General features: G+C 43.3%; 15 protein-coding genes. 10 read left to right on the forward strand and 5 right to left on the reverse strand.

What is annotated here, in order from left to right:
- Nucleotides 1-18: 18 nt before the first annotated feature.
- Nucleotides 19-414, forward strand: a complete 396-nt coding sequence (locus IH879_06195; protein ID MCH7674525.1) for a hypothetical protein — start codon at nucleotides 19-21, stop codon at nucleotides 412-414.
- Between the two features lie 24 nt (nucleotides 415-438).
- Here IH879_06195 and IH879_06200 read toward each other — a convergent pair whose 3' ends face one another.
- Nucleotides 439-1,851, reverse strand: coding sequence for an Ig-like domain-containing protein (locus IH879_06200; GenBank protein MCH7674526.1), 1,413 nt, complete (start codon nucleotides 1,849-1,851; stop codon nucleotides 439-441).
- 1,191 nt (nucleotides 1,852-3,042) lie between these two features.
- Between IH879_06200 and IH879_06205 the strand changes: the two genes are divergently transcribed.
- From IH879_06205 to IH879_06245, 9 genes are all read left to right on the forward strand, one after another.
- Entirely contained in the window at nucleotides 3,043-4,827 is a 1,785-nt protein-coding gene (locus IH879_06205) for a cytochrome C (protein MCH7674527.1), read from the forward strand.
- Nucleotides 4,828-4,833: 6 nt separating this feature from the next.
- Entirely contained in the window at nucleotides 4,834-6,345 is a 1,512-nt protein-coding gene (locus IH879_06210; protein ID MCH7674528.1) for a hypothetical protein, read from the forward strand.
- A gap of 49 nt (nucleotides 6,346-6,394) precedes the next feature.
- Nucleotides 6,395-8,389, forward strand: coding sequence for a hypothetical protein (locus IH879_06215; GenBank protein ID MCH7674529.1), 1,995 nt, complete (start codon nucleotides 6,395-6,397; stop codon nucleotides 8,387-8,389).
- A gap of 92 nt (nucleotides 8,390-8,481) precedes the next feature.
- Entirely contained in the window at nucleotides 8,482-10,035 is a 1,554-nt protein-coding gene (locus IH879_06220) for a cyclic nucleotide-binding domain-containing protein (GenBank protein ID MCH7674530.1), read from the forward strand.
- 148 nt (nucleotides 10,036-10,183) lie between these two features.
- The gene (locus tag IH879_06225) at nucleotides 10,184-11,053 is read left to right on the forward strand and encodes a hypothetical protein (GenBank protein ID MCH7674531.1); all 870 of its coding nucleotides are present in this window, start codon (nucleotides 10,184-10,186) and stop codon (nucleotides 11,051-11,053) included.
- A 40-nt stretch (nucleotides 11,054-11,093) separates the two neighbouring features.
- Nucleotides 11,094-12,650, forward strand: coding sequence for a hypothetical protein (locus tag IH879_06230; GenBank protein ID MCH7674532.1), 1,557 nt, complete (start codon nucleotides 11,094-11,096; stop codon nucleotides 12,648-12,650).
- A gap of 11 nt (nucleotides 12,651-12,661) precedes the next feature.
- Nucleotides 12,662-13,489: an FHA domain-containing protein gene (locus tag IH879_06235; GenBank protein MCH7674533.1), complete on the forward strand. Its 828-nt coding sequence runs from the start codon at nucleotides 12,662-12,664 to the stop codon at nucleotides 13,487-13,489.
- 132 nt (nucleotides 13,490-13,621) lie between these two features.
- Nucleotides 13,622-13,783 carry a hypothetical protein gene (locus IH879_06240; protein ID MCH7674534.1) on the forward strand — a complete coding sequence of 54 codons (162 nt, stop codon included), beginning with the start codon at nucleotides 13,622-13,624 and terminating at the stop codon, nucleotides 13,781-13,783.
- A gap of 30 nt (nucleotides 13,784-13,813) precedes the next feature.
- On the forward strand, nucleotides 13,814-16,138 hold the full coding sequence (locus IH879_06245; GenBank protein ID MCH7674535.1) for an FHA domain-containing protein: 2,325 nt from the start codon (nucleotides 13,814-13,816) through the stop codon (nucleotides 16,136-16,138).
- A 543-nt stretch (nucleotides 16,139-16,681) separates the two neighbouring features.
- Here the strand turns inward: IH879_06245 and IH879_06250 are convergent.
- The 4 genes from IH879_06250 to IH879_06265 all read right to left on the reverse strand — a co-directional run.
- Nucleotides 16,682-17,215, reverse strand: a complete 534-nt coding sequence (locus IH879_06250) for an NUDIX hydrolase (protein MCH7674536.1) — start codon at nucleotides 17,213-17,215, stop codon at nucleotides 16,682-16,684.
- Between the two features lie 228 nt (nucleotides 17,216-17,443).
- A complete protein-coding gene (locus tag IH879_06255) occupies nucleotides 17,444-20,599 on the reverse strand; it encodes an efflux RND transporter permease subunit (GenBank protein ID MCH7674537.1) in 3,156 nt (1,051 codons plus the stop codon).
- 71 nt (nucleotides 20,600-20,670) lie between these two features.
- Nucleotides 20,671-21,027 carry a four helix bundle protein gene (locus tag IH879_06260; protein MCH7674538.1) on the reverse strand — a complete coding sequence of 119 codons (357 nt, stop codon included), beginning with the start codon at nucleotides 21,025-21,027 and terminating at the stop codon, nucleotides 20,671-20,673.
- 48 nt (nucleotides 21,028-21,075) lie between these two features.
- Nucleotides 21,076-21,224: efflux RND transporter permease subunit (locus tag IH879_06265; GenBank protein MCH7674539.1), on the reverse strand; the 149-nt coding region annotated here is incomplete at its 5' end.

Here is a 21,224-nt window from a genome sequence, read left to right on the forward strand (position 1 = left end):
CTGACAACCAAGGATCTCGTGGAAATCAAAACTGGAAGCCGATTTGTTTGGCTGGGTCGAGTCGACCATGTGATCAACAGCGGGGGAGTGAAAGTGCAAGCTGAAAAGGTAGAAAGGGTCGTTGCAGAAGCTCTTTTTGAAATGAATCAGGAGAAAAATTCTAATCAGGAGTTTTTTGTCGGGCCCTTACCTGACAAAACTTATGGTCAGGTCGTAATAGTTGTTTTTGAAGACGTAAACCCTATTCAAATTGATGAGAAAAGACTCAGGGGTCTTCTTTCAAAAAATCTAACCAAGTATGAAATTCCAAAATCAATTTATTTTTTGAAGTCGTTTATCCGTACAAGTACTGGCAAAGTTGACAGAAAAGCCAATCTCGCAAAAATCATAGATGAGCTGGAGCCTTCCCGATAAATTTAAATTCTTTTTTAATGATTTTTATGGAAACATTTGTCCTGCAAAAGTAAGACGTGCAGCGCCATTTTGGCTACTGACTGTTATCGTAACAGTAACGTCGGCGGACGCTCCTTCAATTTTATCCGGATCGGAATTTGTCAGCACAAACGAAAACTGAGTTGCGCCTCTTGATTGTGTGTCGACAAGAGATACATTTGTATCACCGTCAACCCGGCCATTATTTGTTTGGACATTGATATTTGTGCCGGCGACTAATGGGTTACTGTTCTGGTCGCTGACGATAAAAGTGAATCTTTGGGAACTATTTGCTGTGAGGCTAAAAGTGGTAGGATTCAGATCGGTGAGTTGTGTTATCCCGGAAAATAGGACAATGGTGCTTTTCGTAATTGCATTTTGATTTTCATCAACTGTTTGTGCAGTGATTAGGGCAAACCCGCGCTCGTTCCTCGGGGGGGCTGCCCCCGAAACACCTTGCGGCTGGGGAGCGGCCGAAATTAAACTCACGGCAGCGATTCCCAATTGATTGGTTACGGCTGAACCTTCAATGATTCCGCCGGTGCTTTGAAATTGTACGGATGTACCTGGGGGCACCGGGTTGGAATATTTGTCGCCCACAAAAACGGTTATAGGATTTACCAGGCCGAAAATATTGTATCCGGCAAAATTGAGCCTTGCAGAGACTACGGAGAAGTGATTAATATCCGGCAGACCGCCATGAATCGATATGGGGACAGGCGCAGAAGCTATTGAAGTCCCGGCAACCTCAGCCACAATCTGCAGGGCTCCCGCTATGGTTCCGCTATTTACCGTCGTAAAAACTCTGCCATTGTTGTCGGTTAATGCCGTGTCGGGAGCAACAAACTCTCCGCCATTTGGACCCCCTTTAATTTGAAAACAAACCTTTACCTGATGATCCAGATCAACGGGAATGCCATTCGCATCTCTTACTTCGAAAGTAGCGTCGGAGGTTTCATTGGCGCCGGATCCTTTAACGAAGATATTGCTGGTTTGAATGTTTGTAAGCACAACATTGGAGGCAGGGCCGCTGCTGCCGGTAGGGCCATCGCCGCTTTTAGTTAAAACCGCATCGGGTATATTGGCAAGTTTTCCGTTTTGAATAACGATGGCTGTGTTAAAATCAAAAAAACCTGATTTTGAAAAAGAAAGTGAGACAACCCTGGCATTAGAATCCGGCAGTTGGATGGCTAAAGAATAGTCCCCGTTTTCATCCGTAAGAGCAGTTTCTACGAGAGAGTTTAATCCGACCAAAACGTCTTTTATCGGACGCAGGTTACCTTCCTCTACAACTTTCCCCTCTATAATTGCAGTGTCCGAAGGAACAAGAGGATTATTATTGCAACTTTGGTTAACAACCAATAAACCACAAAGTGCCAGTAATTTGAAAAATGCCACAGGGGCAAAGCGCTTCTTCATTTATAAATCCTATATTGAATGAAAAATAATGCGAACGACTGGAATTATTCGAGTTTTATAGGTTTAAGTACACACTAAGTTTTTTAGTTGCAGAAGAATAAAGAGGGTCTATTTTTGTTGAGGAAAACTTTTCCAAAGCCAACAAAAGCTCGTCCGCCGAGCCATATCTATCTTTCGGATCTTTGGCCAATGATTTGACAATAAGGTTTATCAGTTCTTTTGGCAGGTCGTCTCGCAGCTCATTAAGTGGTTCTTAACTTCTAGTATTTACAATTAATTAAACCCTCTATGTTTATGTTTTTTGGGGGATAGTCACAAACTCTCAATTTTTGACCCTCATATTCATGTCGGAGAGGATCGAGATGGTGGTAGATTGTGGGGAATGAAAAATATATTTGCGAAACCGACCCAATTTTGGTGAGTAAAAGCTTGACTTTTTTGTTAATTTTTAATATTTTTTAATAAATTGGGGGCTTGAATACTCAATTGCTTTGTCTCCGTTGTCAACCAACTGCGGGCGAGAATGTCTCAGGCCTGTTTTATTACGATTTTTTTTGAATCTTATGACGCAATATCTTCCCTTCTCGATTTTTGTCCGACCTTGGCAGCGGAGCAAGAGAGATTTTAAGCCCGTTCAGCATATCTTAAAATGCGAATTTTAGAAAGCAGGTTTTTTTACCCATTGTTCAGGTAAAGAGCAAGCATACAGCGCTTTTTCAAAAGAGCGAATTTAGCATCAAATGAACTGATTGAACAAACCTATCCCAGCACAGAATCCTGAAAAAAAGATGGCTGAAGACATCATTCGTGTGGCTATTCTTCGATAGATTGCGAATTAGACCGACAGGTTTGCTTGAAGCTTTTGCTTGCTAACAGATAATACCGCAATAGCAGAACCCCAAAGCGGGATTCAAGGACGAGGCTAAAGCTTCTGCTTCCATCCGATAATAATCAACATTCACGAAACAGCAAGTTACAGTCTATTTGGCCTTGGAATATGGACATGGAGTGGGCAACTAATCCCGTTGGTAAGAAGAACTATATATGAGAAGTTCTCCGGATTGCTCTGCAATTCGCGAGGTATAAATGCAGCAGGTCAAGGTGGAACTTGACACTTTTAATACTTTTTTAATAATTCATAACTTATCTTAGAGGCGCATTATGTCAATTTTTTTTTTAAAGATTCAAAAAATGCGGTGTCTTCTATTAATTGCGATTCTGTTGGTTGCGTTTTCCATTATGTTAGTAAATCAGGTCTTTGCACAGCAGAAAGCCGAAGAAGAACACCAGGCGCTTCTTTTGGAAAATAGATTTCCTTCTGCCACGACCTGTAGGCCCTGTCATCCGGATCATTATCGTGAGTGGTCAGTGTCTGCGCACGCTTACGCCCAGATGAGTCCGGTGTTTAATGCCATGCATGGCACTATTTTAAAACAGACAAATGGTACAAATGGTGATTTTTGCATTCGCTGCCATACTCCGGTGGGCATGAATCTAAAAGAACCGGAATTTATGTCTAATATTGATCGGCACCCCACTTCGCGAGAAGGGGTAACCTGTATCGCATGTCATCGCCTGAAGAATGCTTATGGGAAAGTAAGCGGTAGATTAGCCATTGTTGAAGGTGATATTTTTGATCCGGTTTATGGCCCTACAGGTGATCGAGAGCTCAAAAGAGTAATCGAAAGCGGCGAGTACAATGTTAATACCGAAAGGGGTAAAGCAGGACGTGCCATTCATACCGGCGCAATCAAATTAGATCAAATGAGAACGTCGGCTTTCTGTGCAACTTGCCATGACGTCAACCTGGTGAATGGGTTTCGGCTTGAAGAAGCTTTTAGTGACTACAAGACTTCAGCTGCGAGCAAGAAGGGCGTTACCTGCCAGGACTGCCACATGGGGAAGGAGCCTGGTAAAGCTTCTGGCTACGATATTGCCCCTGCTGCAATCGTAGGGGGCAAGCCTACCAAACCGCGCAGGATAACGAACCATATGTTTGCGGGCCCGGATTACTCGGTAATCCACCCGGGAATTTTTCCTCACAATTCAGATGCCGCCGACATAGCAACCATTCGCGAGTGGTTGACCTATGACTACAAAGCTGGTTGGGGCACTGAAGAATTTGAAGACAATATTCCGGAGGGGTACAAATTTCCACCGCGCTGGACCTCTGCGGATGACCGCTATGACGCTCGCGATATCCTTGCAGCGAACTTCAAATTGCTAAGGGAAATTGAAGTACAACGCAAACAAGTTCTGCAAGCCGGTTATCAACTTGGCGATGTGGTGGTTGATCGCGCGGGCGAGGAGGGCATAAGCTTTAAAGTTCAGGTGCGCAACGGCACTGACGGTCACAGCGTGCCAACCGGCTTTGATGCTGAGCGTCTGGTATTCCTGCGAGTAACCGTCACTGATAGCGAAGGCAAAGAGGTCTTTAAATCCGGTGATTTGGATCCCAACGGCGACGTGCGAGATTCTCACTCGCTCTATGTTCACAATGGTGAATTACCGCCGGATAAATATTTGTTTAGCCTGCAATCAAGATTTGTCGTGAGAATGGTGCGTGGCGGGGAACGCGAACAAGTACTGGCCGTGAATTATTCTCCCAGTCCACTGCCCTTTTTACGTCCTTCGACATTATCAACGGTTTTACTGGGTCGCCCGGTAGGCGTACGTAAGCACAGACAAGTTCTCCCCCCTTTTGCGAGTAAGTGGCCTAATTATAAGGTGAAACGTTCCGAGCTGGTAGGCAGCAAAGGCCCCTATAATGCAAATATAAAGTTAATTGTCGGCATGGTACCCATCAACCTAATTAATGAAATTAAAGACGTTGGATTTGATTACGGCATGTCGGCCCGTGAAGTGGCAGAAGGGGTGCTTGCCGGCCATTTGGTGTTGTGGGAACGTGATGTAATTTTAAAACCAGGGAAATTCACAGCAAATTCTTCAGAGAATATTAAGTCAGGAGGGGAGTGATAGCTTATGGGGTTAGAAATTATTTTTTCAATAACAAACCTTCGAAGTTTGTTGACTAGTGTTCTTTTGGCTCTGGCGTTCACTGTTAATATACTCCCCGTTTTGGCCCAAGAGTCGGAAGTTGAAAAGAAAACAAAACCAGAAACGGAAAAAGCAGCGAAGGAGGAGAACACTAAAAAATGGGGAGATGAAAAAAAACATGGAGGCAAGCATGGTAGCCGTCTAACCGATGAGTACATTCCACTACAACTCGAAGGATTTCCAGAACGACCCAGACCCATCTTAGAAATCGGACAAAATTTTCTCGGAACCGGTACATTGGCTCAAGGGATAAAACTTCCTACGGGAGCCGTTTGGCAGCCCTATTTCATGTTGTTTGGTACGCTGAGGTCTGGATTGCAATCATTTAATGACGGTGAAGATCAATTCTCTGAATGGGCCAACCGATTTGACTTATTTGGTAATCTATATTTAACTTTTACTGAGCGTATTTTGGTGGGATTCCGCCCTTTAGATAAAGACGGTCGATTTACCGGCGCTTTACTTCAGGGTCCCGCAGGAATCGACAAGGACTTCCGGGAGGAATTCAACTTGGAATTAACCTCCCTTTTCTTTGAAGGCGATTTTGGTGAGATTTTTCCAAACCTGGATAAAGAGGATGGACATGGATTTGATTACGGTTTTTCTGTCGGCAGACAACCGATTAGCTTTCAGGAAGGCATGTTGATTAACGATAACATTGATGCGATAGGTCTTACCAAGACCAATTGGAAATTCCCGTCTTCTGCAGTCAATTTTCGCTGGACCACCCTCTACGGATGGAATGAACTTAATCGAAGAAATTTACCTGATGATAATGGCTGGCTTCTTGGATTATTAACCGAAACTGATTTTCGCCCCAGCACCGTGGCCGTTGATATTATTTATGTCAATGGCAATGATTTTACCGGTAATGGTATCTACGCTGGCGTGAGTGCAGTACAGCGAATGGGAAAGTACAACACGTCTTTTCGAGTCCTCAGCTCCTTTCCACTTGGCGATGAAACCGCTCACAATAGCCAGGGTACCCTCCTGTTTAGTGAGATTTCGTGGACTCCACATGGCACTCACAATTTGGTTTACATCAATGGATTTCTAGGAATCAAAAATTTTAGGTCTGCTTCCCGCGGTCCCGCAACCGGGGGGCCTTTAGGACGAACTGGCATACTATTCGAAAGCTCTGGCTTAGGACAATTCGGGGGTGGCACAACATTAAGAAATACGGCTGACGAGGTGGTCGGCGGAGCTTTAGGCTATCAAATGTTTTTCGCTCATACTCGACAGCAGCTTATTCTTGAACTGGGTGGCCGATACGCTGACAACAGTTTTGACCAGAGAGCAATTGCTGGTGGGGCTCGATATCAGATGGCGCTGGGTCGAAGGTTTGTTATCGTTCTTGATGGCGCCGCCTTGTATGAGTTCGAGCCAGCAAACGACGTACGATTCGGTGGGCGCTTCGAGCTTTTGCTTAGATTGTAAGCCTTTAGTAAAATCTGAATGATTCCAATTCTGGGTAATTTTATTGAACATGTTTTTTAATTTACAACAGATCTTTTTCGCATTTACTTGCAGTATCATCTTAATTAATGGAGCATCTCTGACTCTTGCACAGGAAGCTTTGCTTCAGGAATACGTATGGTATGATCCTGAAAAAATTGTGACGGCAGAGCCGTGCGGAGAGTGCCACCAATCCGAATATCAGGTTTGGGAAAAAACAACCCATGCAACTGGCTATAAAACACTGCATCGCAAGAAGGCAGCCGAACGCATCAAAAAAAACATGGGCTTTAAGCTTATCAAACGCGAAAGTCTGTGCTTAAAATGTCACTATCTAGCTGGAATTAAAAAAGGTCAACTCAGGGCTATTTCGGGCGTTTCTTGCGAGTCCTGTCATGGAGCAGCACGAGACTGGAGCAATGTTCATAATGATTACGGGAAGGGATTTAATTACCAAACTGAGACCGCTGAGCACAAGGAACAGCGCGTCGCGGAAAGCAAAGCGAAAGGCATGTTTCGCCCCAGCGAACTTTATGAGGTGGTGGCAAACTGTTTCCAGTGCCACACGGTACCCCATGAAAAGTTGGTGAATGTCGGTGGGCATACAACGGGCTCTACCGATTTCGAATTTTTAACAAGATTAGACGAAATTCGACACAACTTTTTAGAAGCGCAATTTGATCCAACTCGTACAGAGAACGCCGAACGGTCCCAAGAGAGAAAACGAGTCATGTATGTGGTTGGCGGGGCAGTGGACTTGGAATATAGTTTGCGTGCTGTAGCTTTAGCTAAAGAAAAAGGTAGCTACATCAGAGCCATGCAGAGACGGGTTAGAAGTGCTGTCATTGAACTTAAAGCGATTGCCAATAAAGTGCCTCTTCCGGAAGTAAAGCAAATGCTCACTTTAGTTGGACAAGTGAATATTAAACCTAATAATGAAGCTTCTCTATTAAACACTGCTGAAAAAATCAGCGAAGCCACCCAGAAATTTATTAAAAATAATGATGGCACCCAGCTTGCCAGTATCGACGGATTAATATTAGGCACCGAGGAAGCAATTGTGGAAGCCCCTCCTGCAAGATCAGAGGGTGAAGTAAAAGTAGCCGAAACGAGTGACACACCAAAACCCGCAGATGTCGTAAAGCCTGGGGAGCAGGTAAAGAAAGCCCAGCCAGTTTATGCCGAAAAACAGTTCATCAGACCGCGTTCGAAACATAAGACAATTGGTCCGAGTTGTGATTGTCACACAGAGCAAAACAAATGGTGGGGAACCGATAGACACTTCTCTGCTATTGACCCCTTTGCGAATAAATCTCAAAAAAATGTACAAATCGCCAGGCTCTATGGTCTAAGCATCTCAGAGATGACGAAAGGGAATCGCCTGTGTATGGATTGCCATGGCACCGTGATCACAGGAGAGGAATCGGAAGATGTTTTCGACGGGGTGAGTTGTGAAAGTTGTCATGGCCCGGCGAGCGATTACAAAAGACCACATTCCGCCGAGAATCCGCCTAATGGATATTCTGCCGGGAAGGACTTTGGCATGGCTCTTTTGGAGAACCTGACCGCTCGAGCCGAAGCCTGTGCCCAATGCCACTATATCACTGACCCAAGATTGATTTCAACGGGTCACCCAACGGGCGCAAATTTCGACTTTGTGCGAGGCAACAAAAAAATTAATCACTGGAAGCAACCAGTTGCTTCAACTTCAAAATTACGAAGCGCATATAATAAAGTAAAGCAAAAAAGAGGGGCAATCCCCCGGGTTACTCTCGCTTCTCTTAGCAAACCAAACTCCGGCGCAGCAGCAACCGATACAGAAATCACGAACCGACGAACCAAGTCTCTTGCCCCCAACCCTCCTGCGATTCGGCCCGTAGATTTTCAAACATCATCTCCTGGACGTCAGCACATCGAACTGCCTCCGTTTCCCGATATTGACGACAATACTTCGGTTGAAGAAATCATTCTAATACTCAAGGCACGGTTAGAACTATTGTATAAAAAGATTGGACAAAGCAAATGAATGAGCCCAAAATACCCATTTCAAAAACGCAATTCAGACGGATCGAACAGTACAAAGATCGCTGGAGTTCTTGCGGCTCTAATACGGGTATTTTGGAAATTTCCGAGACGTTATCGCCGAAAGAATTACAAAAGTATGGCATCTTCCAGGATTATGATGAAACCTTTCTTAAAAAAATAAGTGCTGATATCGCCATTGCAAAATGGCAAAAGGATTCCACCTTGTTTGAAGAAGGCTCTTATATCAATCTGGCTTTTTTTATAGCTCAAGGCAAAGTCGAAATCTATCTAGACAAACCTGGTGTTGACACTCAATTAAGCCAGCCAATTTTTGATGCTCACCGACCTGGCATGTTTGAAATTGCTGAATCACGAAAAGACAAACCAGAGCAAAAATCAACTCAAGAAACGATTTATCAAACTCAAATTAGAAAGCAAGATACTAACAAAACTATCTTTTTATCCGTTATGGATTTTAATTTACCAGTTGGCAATAAGTTAGAACTAGGTGCTGGAGAAATATTCGGTGAGATTGGCGCTTTGAGCGGTTGGCCACAATCTGTAACAGTTCGAACCACAACCGATTGTGAACTCGTTCAAATTAGAGTGCCAGCACTACGATTGATGAAACGAAAGTCAAAAGCTTTGAAAGAACGAATTGACACTCTTTATAGGAAGAGAGCTCTATTTTCCCAGCTTAAAGGGACGCCTTTATTTCAATCATGTGATGACAAATTTATTGATTCTATCACGAAAAAAGTAGAATTGATTTCTTGTGAGCCGGACGAAACCATCAGCAACGAAGGCGAGCCAGCAGACGCCCTTTATCTAGTTCGTTCTGGTTTTGTAAAACTTTCTCAGAAATTAGGTGAGGATCAAATTGTCTTTTCGTATCTCTCAAAAGGCATGATCATAGGGGAGGTTGGTCTGTTAATAGAAGGCATGGATACCTGGCAATACACAGTCTCCTCCGTCGAATATTCCGAGATTGTCAAAATATCTCGGAAAGATTTTGAGGAAATTATTAAAAACTATCCGGAAATTGAAAAGATACTCTGGGAGTCGCTGGGTGCACGCATTAAGGAAGCGGGTTACGTAAAAAAGAATATTGACCAATCTGAATTTATCGATACGGCTTTGAGTGGAGGCCTAGTGCAGGGAAACAGTATATTAGTCATTGACCTAAATGTCTGTACGCGCTGTGATGACTGCGTTCGGGCCTGCTCTGAAACTCATGGTGGATTGCCAAGATTTATCCGCGAAGGCGATAAAGTCGAAAACTTTCTGATTACCAGAGCGTGCTACCATTGCCGTGACCCCGTTTGCTTAATAGGTTGTCCTACGGGAGCAATTCACCGCACCAATGTTGGAGATGTCGTCGCAATTGACGAGCGGCTTTGTATCGGCTGCCAGTCCTGTGCAAAAAATTGTCCCTACGATGCGATTACCATGTATCAAACGGGTGAGGTTTGGCCTGATAATATGATCCCGCAAGGTCTACGAGGACAAGATCGTCTGCTTGCAACGAAATGCGATTTGTGTTACCAATCTGAAACTGGGCCAGCTTGTGTAAATAATTGTCCGCATGGCTGCGCTTTTAGAATAGGTAGCCTCGATGAATTTCAGAAATTATTATCAAATACTTAAACGGGGCTTTCCAAAAAGTCTATTTCACTTCATCCTAAGCCCCGATATTCATTTATATTTATTTTGGAAAGTCGGGAAGGACTGCTGAAGTCATTAAAGTACAAAATGTTTCAACGGCGTTTATCCTGAGCTTGTCGAAGGGCTCAACATGAAGGTGAAAGAAAAAATACCGACTTTTTGGATAGCCCCGTTTCTGATGAAAAAGTGGGTCCAATCTCCCAACTGGTTTTGGGCATTTGCGGTCTGTAGCGCTATCTGTATCCTGACTTATTTATTAAATCTGACGGTTTCTGAAGTTCAGCCCTATAGTACTTGGGGCTTAGTTTACGGTACTCTAGCAACGGGGTTGGTGATTTGTGTTGCTTTATATGGGGTGCGAAGAAGAATCATCAAATTTACTAAAAAATATGGTGCTGGCAGGTCCCGAACCTGGGTTCAGTTTCATGTTTATGCAGGGACTCTATTTTTACTGCTCGTGTTCATGCACAGCGGCTTTCGAGTACCAACAGGAGCTCTTACCTGGTGGTTGTGGTTTTTAAGTCTCTGGGTAACACTTAGTGGTTTTTTGGGGGTCATTCTCCAAAAATGGATCCCCAAAATACTGACTTCAGGGCTCTCCATCGAAGTACATTACGATCGGATTCCGGACCTCATCCATGAAATTAAAGAAAGAGCGGAAAAGCTCATCAAAACTTGCGACGACCCTATCCGCGACTTTTATCGAAAAAATTTAGCCGTATCTCTTGCTGGGCCACAAGCACGCTTGATTTACTATATTGATATCACTGGTGGAATTCAGTCTCAAACGAAGAAGTTCAACTACCTAAACAGATTTCTTCCCGTAGAAGAAAAAGACAAATTACATGAATTGGAAATCATGTACAAAACTAAGCTGGAAATAGACGCACATTATACTTTGCAAAAAGCGTTACGGTGGTGGCTCTATTTGCATCTACCAATTTCGATTGCAGTATTCGTTTTGGTTGGATTACATCTGTTTACCGTGCTTTACTACTAAACCAAGTTATCGTATAATTTAGGGATCGATAAGCTGCCCCATGAGGAAAAAAGGCACATTTAGTCATCTAAAACTTTCAGTCGCAAAGGATTATCTGATCCCCTTTTCTAGAAGGTGGATGATTTATCTGGGCGGCATGGTAGCCCTTGTTTTTCTCGGTTTTGCTTTATTAAATGTCTTTTTGCAAAGAAGTAGTTTTATCTCTAACGGTCCGCTCTCATCTAACCATGCCAATTTTGAAGGCGACTGCTCTGCGTGTCACACAAAATTTTCCTCGGTAACCAATGAAAAATGTTCTGTTTGTCATGAAAAATATGGGGATAAACTAGGGGTTTACACTTTTGCAGCTCATTACGTTTATCGTTCTGATGATTTCCGCAGACTCGTTCCATCCGAAAATGAAAACTCTTGCTTTGCTTGTCACCAGGAACATTTGGGGCGAGAAGTGGCTATTACCAATGTGCCAGACTCCCGGTGCCTTGTTTGCCATAAATTTGGTTCCTTTGAGGATAAACACCCGCAGTTTGAATTTGCTCGTAGACAAATTCCCGATAACGCCAATTTAAAATTCCCCCATATTCACCATGTAAGAGAGGTGCAAAAACGAGAAAACTTGTTAGATATTGAAAAAACATGCCTTTATTGTCACAATCCAGATGCCGATGGCAAAAACTTTCAACCTATTAGCTTTGAACGTCATTGTGATGCCTGTCACTTAACAACGAGTACTGCTACGCCCTGGCTAAAGATAAAAGCATCACAGAATTCTAAGGCCCCTGGCGTTGAAACATTGCAAAGCATGAGACAACAGCAAAGACCTGGTCTAAGATGGGCATTTTATACCCATGTCAATGAATTCAATCAACGCGGCGACAGAATCAGAAAGTCACCTATATACCACATGGATCCATGGATTTTGGAAAATTTAAACTCTTTACGACGTCAGCTTTATCCTAATTCAGGTTTGGTTGAGTTGTTAAGATCTTCGGGGGATGTACCGGCGCAGGATGTCAGACAATTATATCGGGAGGCGATTCAAACACTCAAGGAATATGCCGATGGATTGCGCGCTCGTCCCGAATCGGTTGTCCAGAACGACTTAGCACAAATTAATCGATTCTTGCAAGTCGTTGAAAAGCAACTCAGAGATCCCTACACTCCGCTTGATGACACAAAGTTTTTGTTAAGCACTTTAGAAGAAAATCCGAAATTTACCAAAGTGCAAATCGAGGAATTTAATGAATTTATAAATAAATTAACTGAACCTTGCCAGAAGTGCCACATAGTCTCTAACGCCACAATTTTACGCGTACAAACTGATCAGCGTGTTTTCCACCGCGCTGAATTTAATCACCGAGTACATATCTTGCAAAGAAGATGTTTAGACTGCCATACTCAAATTCCAATTCTCGAAAATATCGCTAATTCCGCTAATATCGATCACGCCATTGATAACGCGGCCATTCAAAATATTCCAACCATTGAAACTTGCAAAGATTGCCATCAGACAAAGGTGACCTCGAACCGCTGTAATACCTGCCATTATTTTCATCCAAATAAGAGCCAACGTTCTAATTTGTTGTTGTATTTAGATTAGAGAAGCTAAAAATGCAAGCAAAGATGTTTTGTAAGACCGGCCAATTAGCTGGCGCAAAGTTTGAGATCAAAGAGGAAGCTACCATTGGTTCCAAATCAGAAAATACCATCAGGCTCCATCCGAAAATTATTTCTGGTAATCACGCCAGAATTTACTATGATGAGAATGAAAAATGTTATTTTTTAGAGGATTTAGGCAGTGGCAACGGAACACAATTAGACGGCGTGACAATTACTGAAAAGGAAAAATTAACCAATTTGCATGTCATTACGTTTGCAGATTCGTTTGATTTTATATTTCAGATGATTGACGATGGCAGCAAACAAGAAGCTAAAGAGGAAAAACAAACAAAAGAAATGTACAAAACGATCCTTGAAAAAGATCAGGCCATGCCTTTTCCTGCAAATCTTGCTGACGTAGAAGCTAAAACACCAGCGGAAGACTCAGAAGCCGCACCGAAGCCAGACATTCAAAAAACGATTGTGGAGGGAGAATTTGCTCAAGTACCGGCCATCCCACTTGAAAGAGAGGAACCAAAGGAAGCAGGGGTAAATTTTCTTTTAAACATTGTAAGTCTTGACAAAACATTTGAATTGAAAAGTGGTGAAAATGTAATTGGTCGAGCCCTAGAGTGTGATATCTTTATCGACGACGCCTCTGTTTCTCGGTTCCATGCCATATTGACGATAAAATCAGGAAAGGTTTGGTTGAAAGATCTAAAAAGTAAGAATCATACTTTTATCAATGATAATAAAGTTAAAAAAGAAATTGAAGTAGAAACAAATACAAACATTGTCTTTGGAAAAGTTGAAGTTCAGCTTATTTCTAAAAATAGTTAATCCGTAATGCACACATTAAACTTTGGAACTACAAAATTTTCTTGACATTCTTACTAGTCATGTTTAAATAAATTGATACATTCACGCTGCTCAGATTTCTCAAGAAATCAAGAAACTTGAATAAAAGTTCGCATGAAAAATCCATTCATTGCCGGCAACTGGGTTCGAGGAGAAAATTTCTTTGGCCGCCGGAATCTCATTAAGGAATATTATAAGGCTCGTGTGGAGAGATTACCTTCACTGGCGCTTCTTCAGGGATTAAGTTGGCTGGTGTGCGTTCCACCAATGGCATAAATATCAAACTTACCTTTGCAAGGATTTAAAATGACCTCTTCTCGTGAAATCTCACCAGATGGTAGTCTTATATTAAAGAAAGCCGTCAAGTTGCCTGAAATTCTCGACATGCTGATTGTCGGGGGCGGACCCGGGGGGACAGCGGCCGTCTTTCGAGCAAAGGAATTGGGCCTGTCTGCTTTGGTTATTGATTTTGATGATCTCATGAAGCGAATTCGAGATTACGCGAAGGATAAACTCATCTTACCGGATTTTGGCGGCGGCGATAAAATGAAATTTCCCAAGGGCGATAAATTGTTTTCGTTATTACATTTTTCTCCGATCGATAAAGACGATATGTGTGCACTCTGGAAAAAATTTTACTACGAAAACAACATTCCGGCACACATCGGTATTGAGCTCACCTGTTTACAGCGTCGAGCTGATGGCGTCTGGGAGGTGAAAGCCTGGAATCACAAAACAAAATCCGAACAGGGATATTTAGCCAGACATGTTGTCATTTCTATCGGACGCGGAGTGCCTCGACGTTTTGATATTCCCGGCAATTTAGACGGCATTGCCTACCGACTGGATGATGCAGAGACTTACGTCAATGCCCCGGCATGTGTCATCGGCGGCGGTACGTCAGCGGCAGAAGCCGTGATAGCAATCTCAAATGCCAAAGCGAAGGCAAACGATCCAACCGCTATTTATTGGTCCTACCGTGGCGACAGTATGCCAAAGATTTCCAAGGGGTTGGCAGACGTTTTTTTCGAGGCTTATGTTGGGAACGGCAATATTCGCTACTATCCCAAAAGCGAGCCGGCAGCCGTCGTCGTCGCTGAAGACCGCAAAGAGTATCTTTCGATTCGTATTGACCGCAAACGCATTGATGGTCGGCCAAATGAGTGTGCTTATTTGGAATTTCCCAAGGAAAATTGTATCACTTGTATTGGAGAAGATATTCCAGAAGCTTTTCTGAACTCCTTAGGAATTTACATGGCCATCGGTGGAGCAAACAACAAAAAGCGCATGGTGGTCAGCCCTTTTTTAGAAACACAACAACCCAACATCTATCTTGCGGGGGCCATTTTAGCACCGGCCTATTTCGTAGCGGAAGATTTTGATGCGGATCCGGCAACTTTCCAGGAATTTAAGCATCGTGACAATATTAAATCGGCTTTAATTGACGGTGTCTATGTAGCTGAAGTCATTTCACAAAGATTAGCCGGCAAAAAAGACATCCACGTGGAGCTGGAGTTCGTGGAGGATGGCAAAAAGGAAGTAAAGGAAGTAAAGGAAGTAAAGGAAACCATCCAGAAGACATCAAGCGCGGTCGATAGCGAAGGTCCCCCGTCAAAAGTGATTTCAGCCGAGCGCATCGTTGAAGAACACCGAGCTTTTATCATCCGAATTTTGCCTGGTGACGTCCAGGAAAACGAATACGCGATTAAGAAGAATGCCGTAACCACTATCGGTAGAGAAGGGAGCGATATAAACTTCCCTGAGGACACTACTTTATCAGAAAAGCATGCTTCCATATCACACGGCCCCGATGGTTATTTTCTGCGGGATGATGGCAGCGTTACGGGTGTTTATTTAAGAGCCATAGAAGCACGCCCGCTTGAGGTTCAGCCTGGCCATCTGGTGCGTGCCGGCAGACAGTTTTTACTATTGGGTAAAACCAATGGCACCTATGAATTTATTCATTATGACCAGACCGGTAAAGAATTAAAACGCTACCAGGTGCCCAGGAAAACCATGGTTTTAGGTCGCGATGCTCCGGATATTATCCTCGACAGCCAGGACATGACTTTATCTCGCCGTCATTTAGCCATCTCTTTGAAAGAAAATAAAGTTTTTATCAAAGATTTAAAAAGTGTTAATGGCACTTTTGTCAAAGTAAAAAATGCAGTTAAACTTGAACATGGCGATCGATTCAGGGTTGGTCAGCAGATTCTTGTTTTTTCATTAAAAGAAGATGCTGTGGTCGATAGCGGTCATTTTACTTCAAAGTCGGTGGTCGCGCCTACTCAAGTGGAACCGCCTCCGACGAGCAAGGCCGAGCAGCGGGAGGCAGTCCAGGCCGGTGAGTTAATTGTTACGTTTAAGAATTTTGATAAAACCTTGCCAATCAAGTCAGGGCAGACAGTCTGTGAAGTGGCAGAGGAATATGGGATAAAAATTAATGCAGAATGTCACGCGGGTATCTGCGGCAGCGACCCTCTTCGTATCATTTCAGGTAAGGAAAATCTAAATAAACAAAGCGATCAAGAGAGAGATACGCTTGAGGATATTTGTAGTGTCAATCCTGATGAATGCCGACTTGCTTGTATGACGATGCCAACAGGGCCCATCGAAGTTGAGATTATTTAGCTTTTACGCTGAAACAGTAGTCGACCTCCGTCCAAAGCAAGTGTTATCATGACCGGCCCCACATATTTTAGGCGCCCCCAAGATTGAGTACAAATTGAGGAGTTTTGTCCCATTTGTAGAGGGTTGCTAGAGCAGTATAGATGTGACGAGCAAAAGCGACTGTCAAAAATGGAAAAATTCGGTTATTCTTTTACCAACTTTTTTGGTGATGAAATGCGTAGAATTGAAGCTTATGTCCTGCGACGAAACGCCCGGTGCGGACCCCCACGCTGCTGTTGTGAGGAGGGGGGAGAGAACCCCGCCCTTATCCGATTAAATTATATTAATTTTGACAATTATAATTTCAAATGTAATAGCAAAGCCCTATTTTGGACAGGATGTTTTCAGTTTTCTTCTAATTATATGGCCTTATTAACATTCATCGTTCTGACTCATTTGGGCGGAAGAATTTAATAGAAAAAATGTAAAATATCAGGCATTAGTCAAGAAAGAATTTCATACTGGCAGTTTATGCAGGTAGGAATCGTCAAGAGGACGCTCGGGTTACTTATTATTCCATGCCCCTAAATGTACCTCATGGTTAGGTGAATCTTTGGCATTAACAAATTTATCGAGGGTAAATCTAATTGAACTAAAAGCGATTTCGTCCCAGGGGATTTCTTCTTTTTTAAAAAGCTTAACTTCCAAACTCTCATGTCCCGGATGAAAGTTCAGATTGACCAGGTGCGCTAAAAACATGCAGTAAATCTGACTGACATGCGGCAGGCTGTAAACCGAGAATAGGCGGTCGATTTCAATTTCCGCGTTCGCCTCCTCAACTGTTTCACGAATCCCGCCGTCTTCAATTCGTTCTCCGTTTTCCAGAAAGCCGGCCGGAAAAGTCCACAGATTTTTGCGCGGCTCGATTGCCCGTTTGCAGAGCAGGATTTTGTCCTCCCAGCGCGGAAGGGTACCGACGATAATTTTAGGATTCTGGTAGTGGATGAAATTGCAATTTTCGCAATAGAATCTTTCCTTTTCATCGTCCGGTACTTTGCCGAAACTGATTTTTTGACCGCAGTTGCTGCAGAACTTCATTGGATAATATTCGGTTAACCCTTTATATGTATTACACCCCCCTTTAATTCCCCCCTCGAGGGCAAAACACCCCCCTTAGTCCCCCCTTGAGGGGGATTAGGGGGGTGTTTGTGAATATAGCCAACTATTTCCCGATAATCAAGTTTCAGGGAGACGGGAGATGTGAGGCGTGAAAAGAAAAAAGGCCGCCAAAATAGGCGGCCTGTATAATCTCAAAAAATGACTGGGCTAATCTGCTTGAACCAACTCAGGGGTCTTAGCCTTCGGTTTGTAAATATACAACGCAGTCAACTTCTTGAAATACTCGCGCATGTCATCAAAGAGGGTGTAGGCCCAGGGTACCGCAATGAGCGAAAGCAAAGTGGACGTTAAAAGTCCGCCGATAATGGTCCGGCCCATGGGAGCGTAGGAAATGCCGATCATCGCGGCGTTGCCAACTGCCATGGGAATCAATCCGCCGATGGTGGTAAACGCCGTCATTAAAATGGGACGGAAACGTTGTTTACCCGCCTCCAGAATTGCGTCAGATCGGCTGTATCCTTCGTTACGCAGCCGGTTGATTAAATCTACCAAAACGATCGCATTGTTGACGACGATCCCCACCAGAATGACAAATCCGATCTGGCTCATGATGTCAATTGCCGTACCGGTCAGGTACATAATCCAGAATGCGCCGAGAAATGAGAACGGTATTGCTATGATTACGGAAAGCGGTAGGACAAACGATTCAAACAGAAAGCCCATGAGCAGGAAGACAAATGTAATCGATAAAATCATTGCAAAGCCCATGCTCTCGTCATTTTCCCTCATCATGGCGAAATTTTCACCTTTACTCCAGGTGTACCCGTAAGGCATTTCGAATCCTTTCATAACCTGGTCAACTTTTTTATAAAGCATGCCCATATCGTCTTGGGTGGTAAAGGCTTTGATTGCTAAAAATGTTTTGCCGTTTTCACGTTTAATTTCTCCGAGACCTTTTCTGACATTAAATTTGGCAATGGCGCTGAGTGGAATTTCTTTTCCCGACTGAGTAAAGAAAGTAAGATTTTTTAACTGAGATAGATTCTGGCGGTCTTCTTTGCGTAGCTGTATTTGGACGTCGATTTCTTTTTCCTGGGTTTGATATTTTGGCAGCGGAAAACCGCGCAGCGCATATTGTACCGTTCCCGATATCGCGGCTGGAGAAATCCCGTATTTCTTCGCCTGTTCGCGGTTGATTTCCAGATGGATTTCATCGTTGCCCTTTTCGCGGTCGGTCTCAATACTGATGATTTCTTCGATTCCGCCCAATCTTCGCTCAACTTCTTTTGCCAGATCCGCCAGGGTGTTGGTGTCGTCGCCATACAGGATGATGGCCAGCGACGCGTCGTCGCCGCTCCCTTGTTGCTGCCAGTTGGTTTTGATTTCAACTCCGGGAAAATTCGGCAGCCGCTTTTTGACATCTTCAACGACTTCATCCCGGGTCATCAGCCCCTCAGGTAGCATGCCAAGCGATTTCAAGGTGTTCTCGTAGGCAATTTCGTACCAATCCTTTTTTTCTCCAGGCTGCAAAAATACCCGCAAAGTGCCCCAGTTATTGCTATGCCGCGCAAGAATCGTTTTTATGCCGTAAACATTATCTTTAGCGCGAACGGTATCTTCAACAATTTGAAAAATCCGCGCTGCATTTTCCAGGGTATAATTATTTGGCATATCGAAAATGAGCCTGAAATCATTAATATTCCCTTGCTGATCGGCCGCCTTCTTTGCATGGGAGGAGGCAAATTGCATTGACATCATTGCCAGTACGAGGATGACAAACATGGCCATACGATGGTTAATGGCCCAAGCTAAGCCTTTTTGGTAAAAATTGTTTGATACCGAAATGGATTTCGGCTCCTGAACTTTCTTTTTGCTAACAATTTTGGTTGCAGCCAGGGGAATGAAGACCATCGCAACGAACAAGGAAGCAATAAGTGCCACCATAACCGGAAGACCGATACGCAGCATAAAGAATTTAAAAATCACATTTTCGTTCATTAAGATTAATGGTAAAAAAACTACGACTGTTGTCAAAGTGGCGAGCGTGACCGCAAGCGCAACTTCACTGGCGCCTTTTAAAGCAGCTTTGCGGCCTTCTTCACCTTCTGCTTTTTTGCTGTAAATGCTTTCCAAAACCACGATAGAATTATCCACCACCATGCCTATCGAGATCATCAGTCCCATCATGGTGATGACGTTCAGTGACCAACCAATAAAATAAAGCACAGTTAAGGTAATTAAAATCGAGAGTGGGATGGCCAGAACGACAATCATGGTCATGCGAAATCGTCTTAAGAAAAAGTAGAGTACAAAAAATGCGAAGACTCCACCCCACATTGCCGTACGCTGCAAGGCATCAACCGAACTTTCTATTAATTCTCCCTGGTTGAACAAAACTTCGATTTCAAAGCCGCTGAGCTTCGGGTCTTTTTTAAATTCATTTTCAAATTTTGCGAACACTTTTTTACTTAACTCGACCGTGTTCGCTGCGGCCTCCTTCATGATGCCAATTGAAATGGCGTTTTTGCCTTCCACTGCAACCCGCCACTTAGTTTCAGGGACGTCGTATTTGACTTCGGCTATGTCTTTAAGACGGAGATTGCTGCCCCTGATCGGAAGATTCTTTATTTCCTCAAGTGTCTTAAATTTACCAAAAGAACGGATAAATATTTTGCGGTCTCCTTCTTTGACATAACCGCTTGATATGGAAAAATTGTCTTCACGCAATTTCTGAATGACTTCATAAAGATTGATCTTGTAGCTTTTGACCATGTCTTGATTGATGTGCAATAAAACGGATTTTTCATCTGCTCCCCAAAGCTCAACTTTTGCAACCCCGTCGATTCTTTCAAGGGGCTTTTGCAGGTGTTGTTCAATTAAAAGGAAAGAATCTTCCTGGGGCTCTTTTTCAACGAGGACAGCCCAAATAATCGGGTTGTCGTCGTTACTAAACTTTTGAGCGAAGACGCGCTCAATATCTTCAGGAAGTTCAGCTTTAACTCTATCCATTCGATCTCGTAATTGCGCGTACGCCAAATCCATGTCCGTGCCCTGTGCGAATTCAATGAAGATCCAGCATCCGTTGCTGCTGCTGTTTGAGGTTACCCGCCGGACCCCGCTGATGGTTTGAATTTGCTCTTCAATCGGTTTTGCAATCTGCTCCTCTACCTCTTGTGGATTTGAATTCGGGTACGGCGTCCAAACTCCCAGAAACGGCACCACAAATCCTTTCGGCATTAAGTCAACCGAAATCTGGGTAAATGCGATGTACCCCACCACTAATAAAGCCAGTAAGGTCATGATAACGGTGACAGGTCTGTTTATTGAGAATTTTGGCAGTAGGCTTTCTTTTGATCGTATCATGCTTGGGCCTTTTTTTTGTGGTTACGTCAAAAGTGAAACGTGAAATGTCAAACGTGAGACGTGAAAAAAAGTCAAATGGTATTTTTGATTAAGTTTGATAGTAAAGCGAATAAATGATTTATTTTTTCGTTTAATTCCGGAATTGTTTCTTCTGAAATATATTTTAATCTAATTGCAATTTCGATTTGCGTATCGAGCTCAACCAAAGAAGAACGAGAAATTTCGTAAAATCTTCTTCGCTCAATTGCTGAGTTTCGGGATGCCCCTTCTGAGATATTTGAAGGAATCGAAACAGCGGCTCTTCTCATTTGATTTGTTAAGCCATAAAGTTCTGATTTAGGAAATTTTTCAGTTATCTTATAAATAAAAGTTACAAATTTGATTCCTTCTTTCCACGTATCAAGCTTTTTATGATTTAAGTTAAGCATTAAAAAAAGTTTTTGCCGTCTCACGTCTTCCGTTTCACGTTTCACATCTCACATCTTCCGATCCACTAAATTATAAACCGTTGGGATAATAACCAAAGTCAAAACGGTTGACGTAATCAGACCGACAATTACGGTGATCGCCATTGGTGTTCTAATTTCAGCGCCATCGCCAAGGCCAAGCGCCATCGGCAGCAGAC

This window comes from candidate division KSB1 bacterium (assembly GCA_022562085.1).
Classification (GTDB): Bacteria; Zhuqueibacterota; Zhuqueibacteria; order Oceanimicrobiales; family Oceanimicrobiaceae; genus Oceanimicrobium.

Coding starts and splice junctions, on each gene's coding strand:
- IH879_06225 (MCH7674531.1), top strand. CDS start 10,184: ATGAAGGTGAAAGAAAAAATACCGACTTTTTGGATAGCCCCGTTTCTG.
- IH879_06245 (MCH7674535.1), top strand. CDS start 13,814: ATGACCTCTTCTCGTGAAATCTCACCAGATGGTAGTCTTATATTAAAG.
- IH879_06205 (MCH7674527.1), top strand. CDS start 3,043: ATGCGGTGTCTTCTATTAATTGCGATTCTGTTGGTTGCGTTTTCCATT.
- IH879_06255 (MCH7674537.1), bottom strand. CDS start 20,599: ATGATACGATCAAAAGAAAGCCTACTGCCAAAATTCTCAATAAACAGA.
- IH879_06240 (MCH7674534.1), top strand. CDS start 13,622: ATGAAAAATCCATTCATTGCCGGCAACTGGGTTCGAGGAGAAAATTTC.
- IH879_06210 (MCH7674528.1), top strand. CDS start 4,834: ATGGGGTTAGAAATTATTTTTTCAATAACAAACCTTCGAAGTTTGTTG.
- IH879_06250 (MCH7674536.1), bottom strand. CDS start 17,215: ATGAAGTTCTGCAGCAACTGCGGTCAAAAAATCAGTTTCGGCAAAGTA.
- IH879_06230 (MCH7674532.1), top strand. CDS start 11,094: ATGAGGAAAAAAGGCACATTTAGTCATCTAAAACTTTCAGTCGCAAAG.
- IH879_06235 (MCH7674533.1), top strand. CDS start 12,662: ATGCAAGCAAAGATGTTTTGTAAGACCGGCCAATTAGCTGGCGCAAAG.
- IH879_06260 (MCH7674538.1), bottom strand. CDS start 21,027: ATGCTTAACTTAAATCATAAAAAGCTTGATACGTGGAAAGAAGGAATC.
- IH879_06200 (MCH7674526.1), bottom strand. CDS start 1,851: ATGAAGAAGCGCTTTGCCCCTGTGGCATTTTTCAAATTACTGGCACTT.
- IH879_06215 (MCH7674529.1), top strand. CDS start 6,395: ATGTTTTTTAATTTACAACAGATCTTTTTCGCATTTACTTGCAGTATC.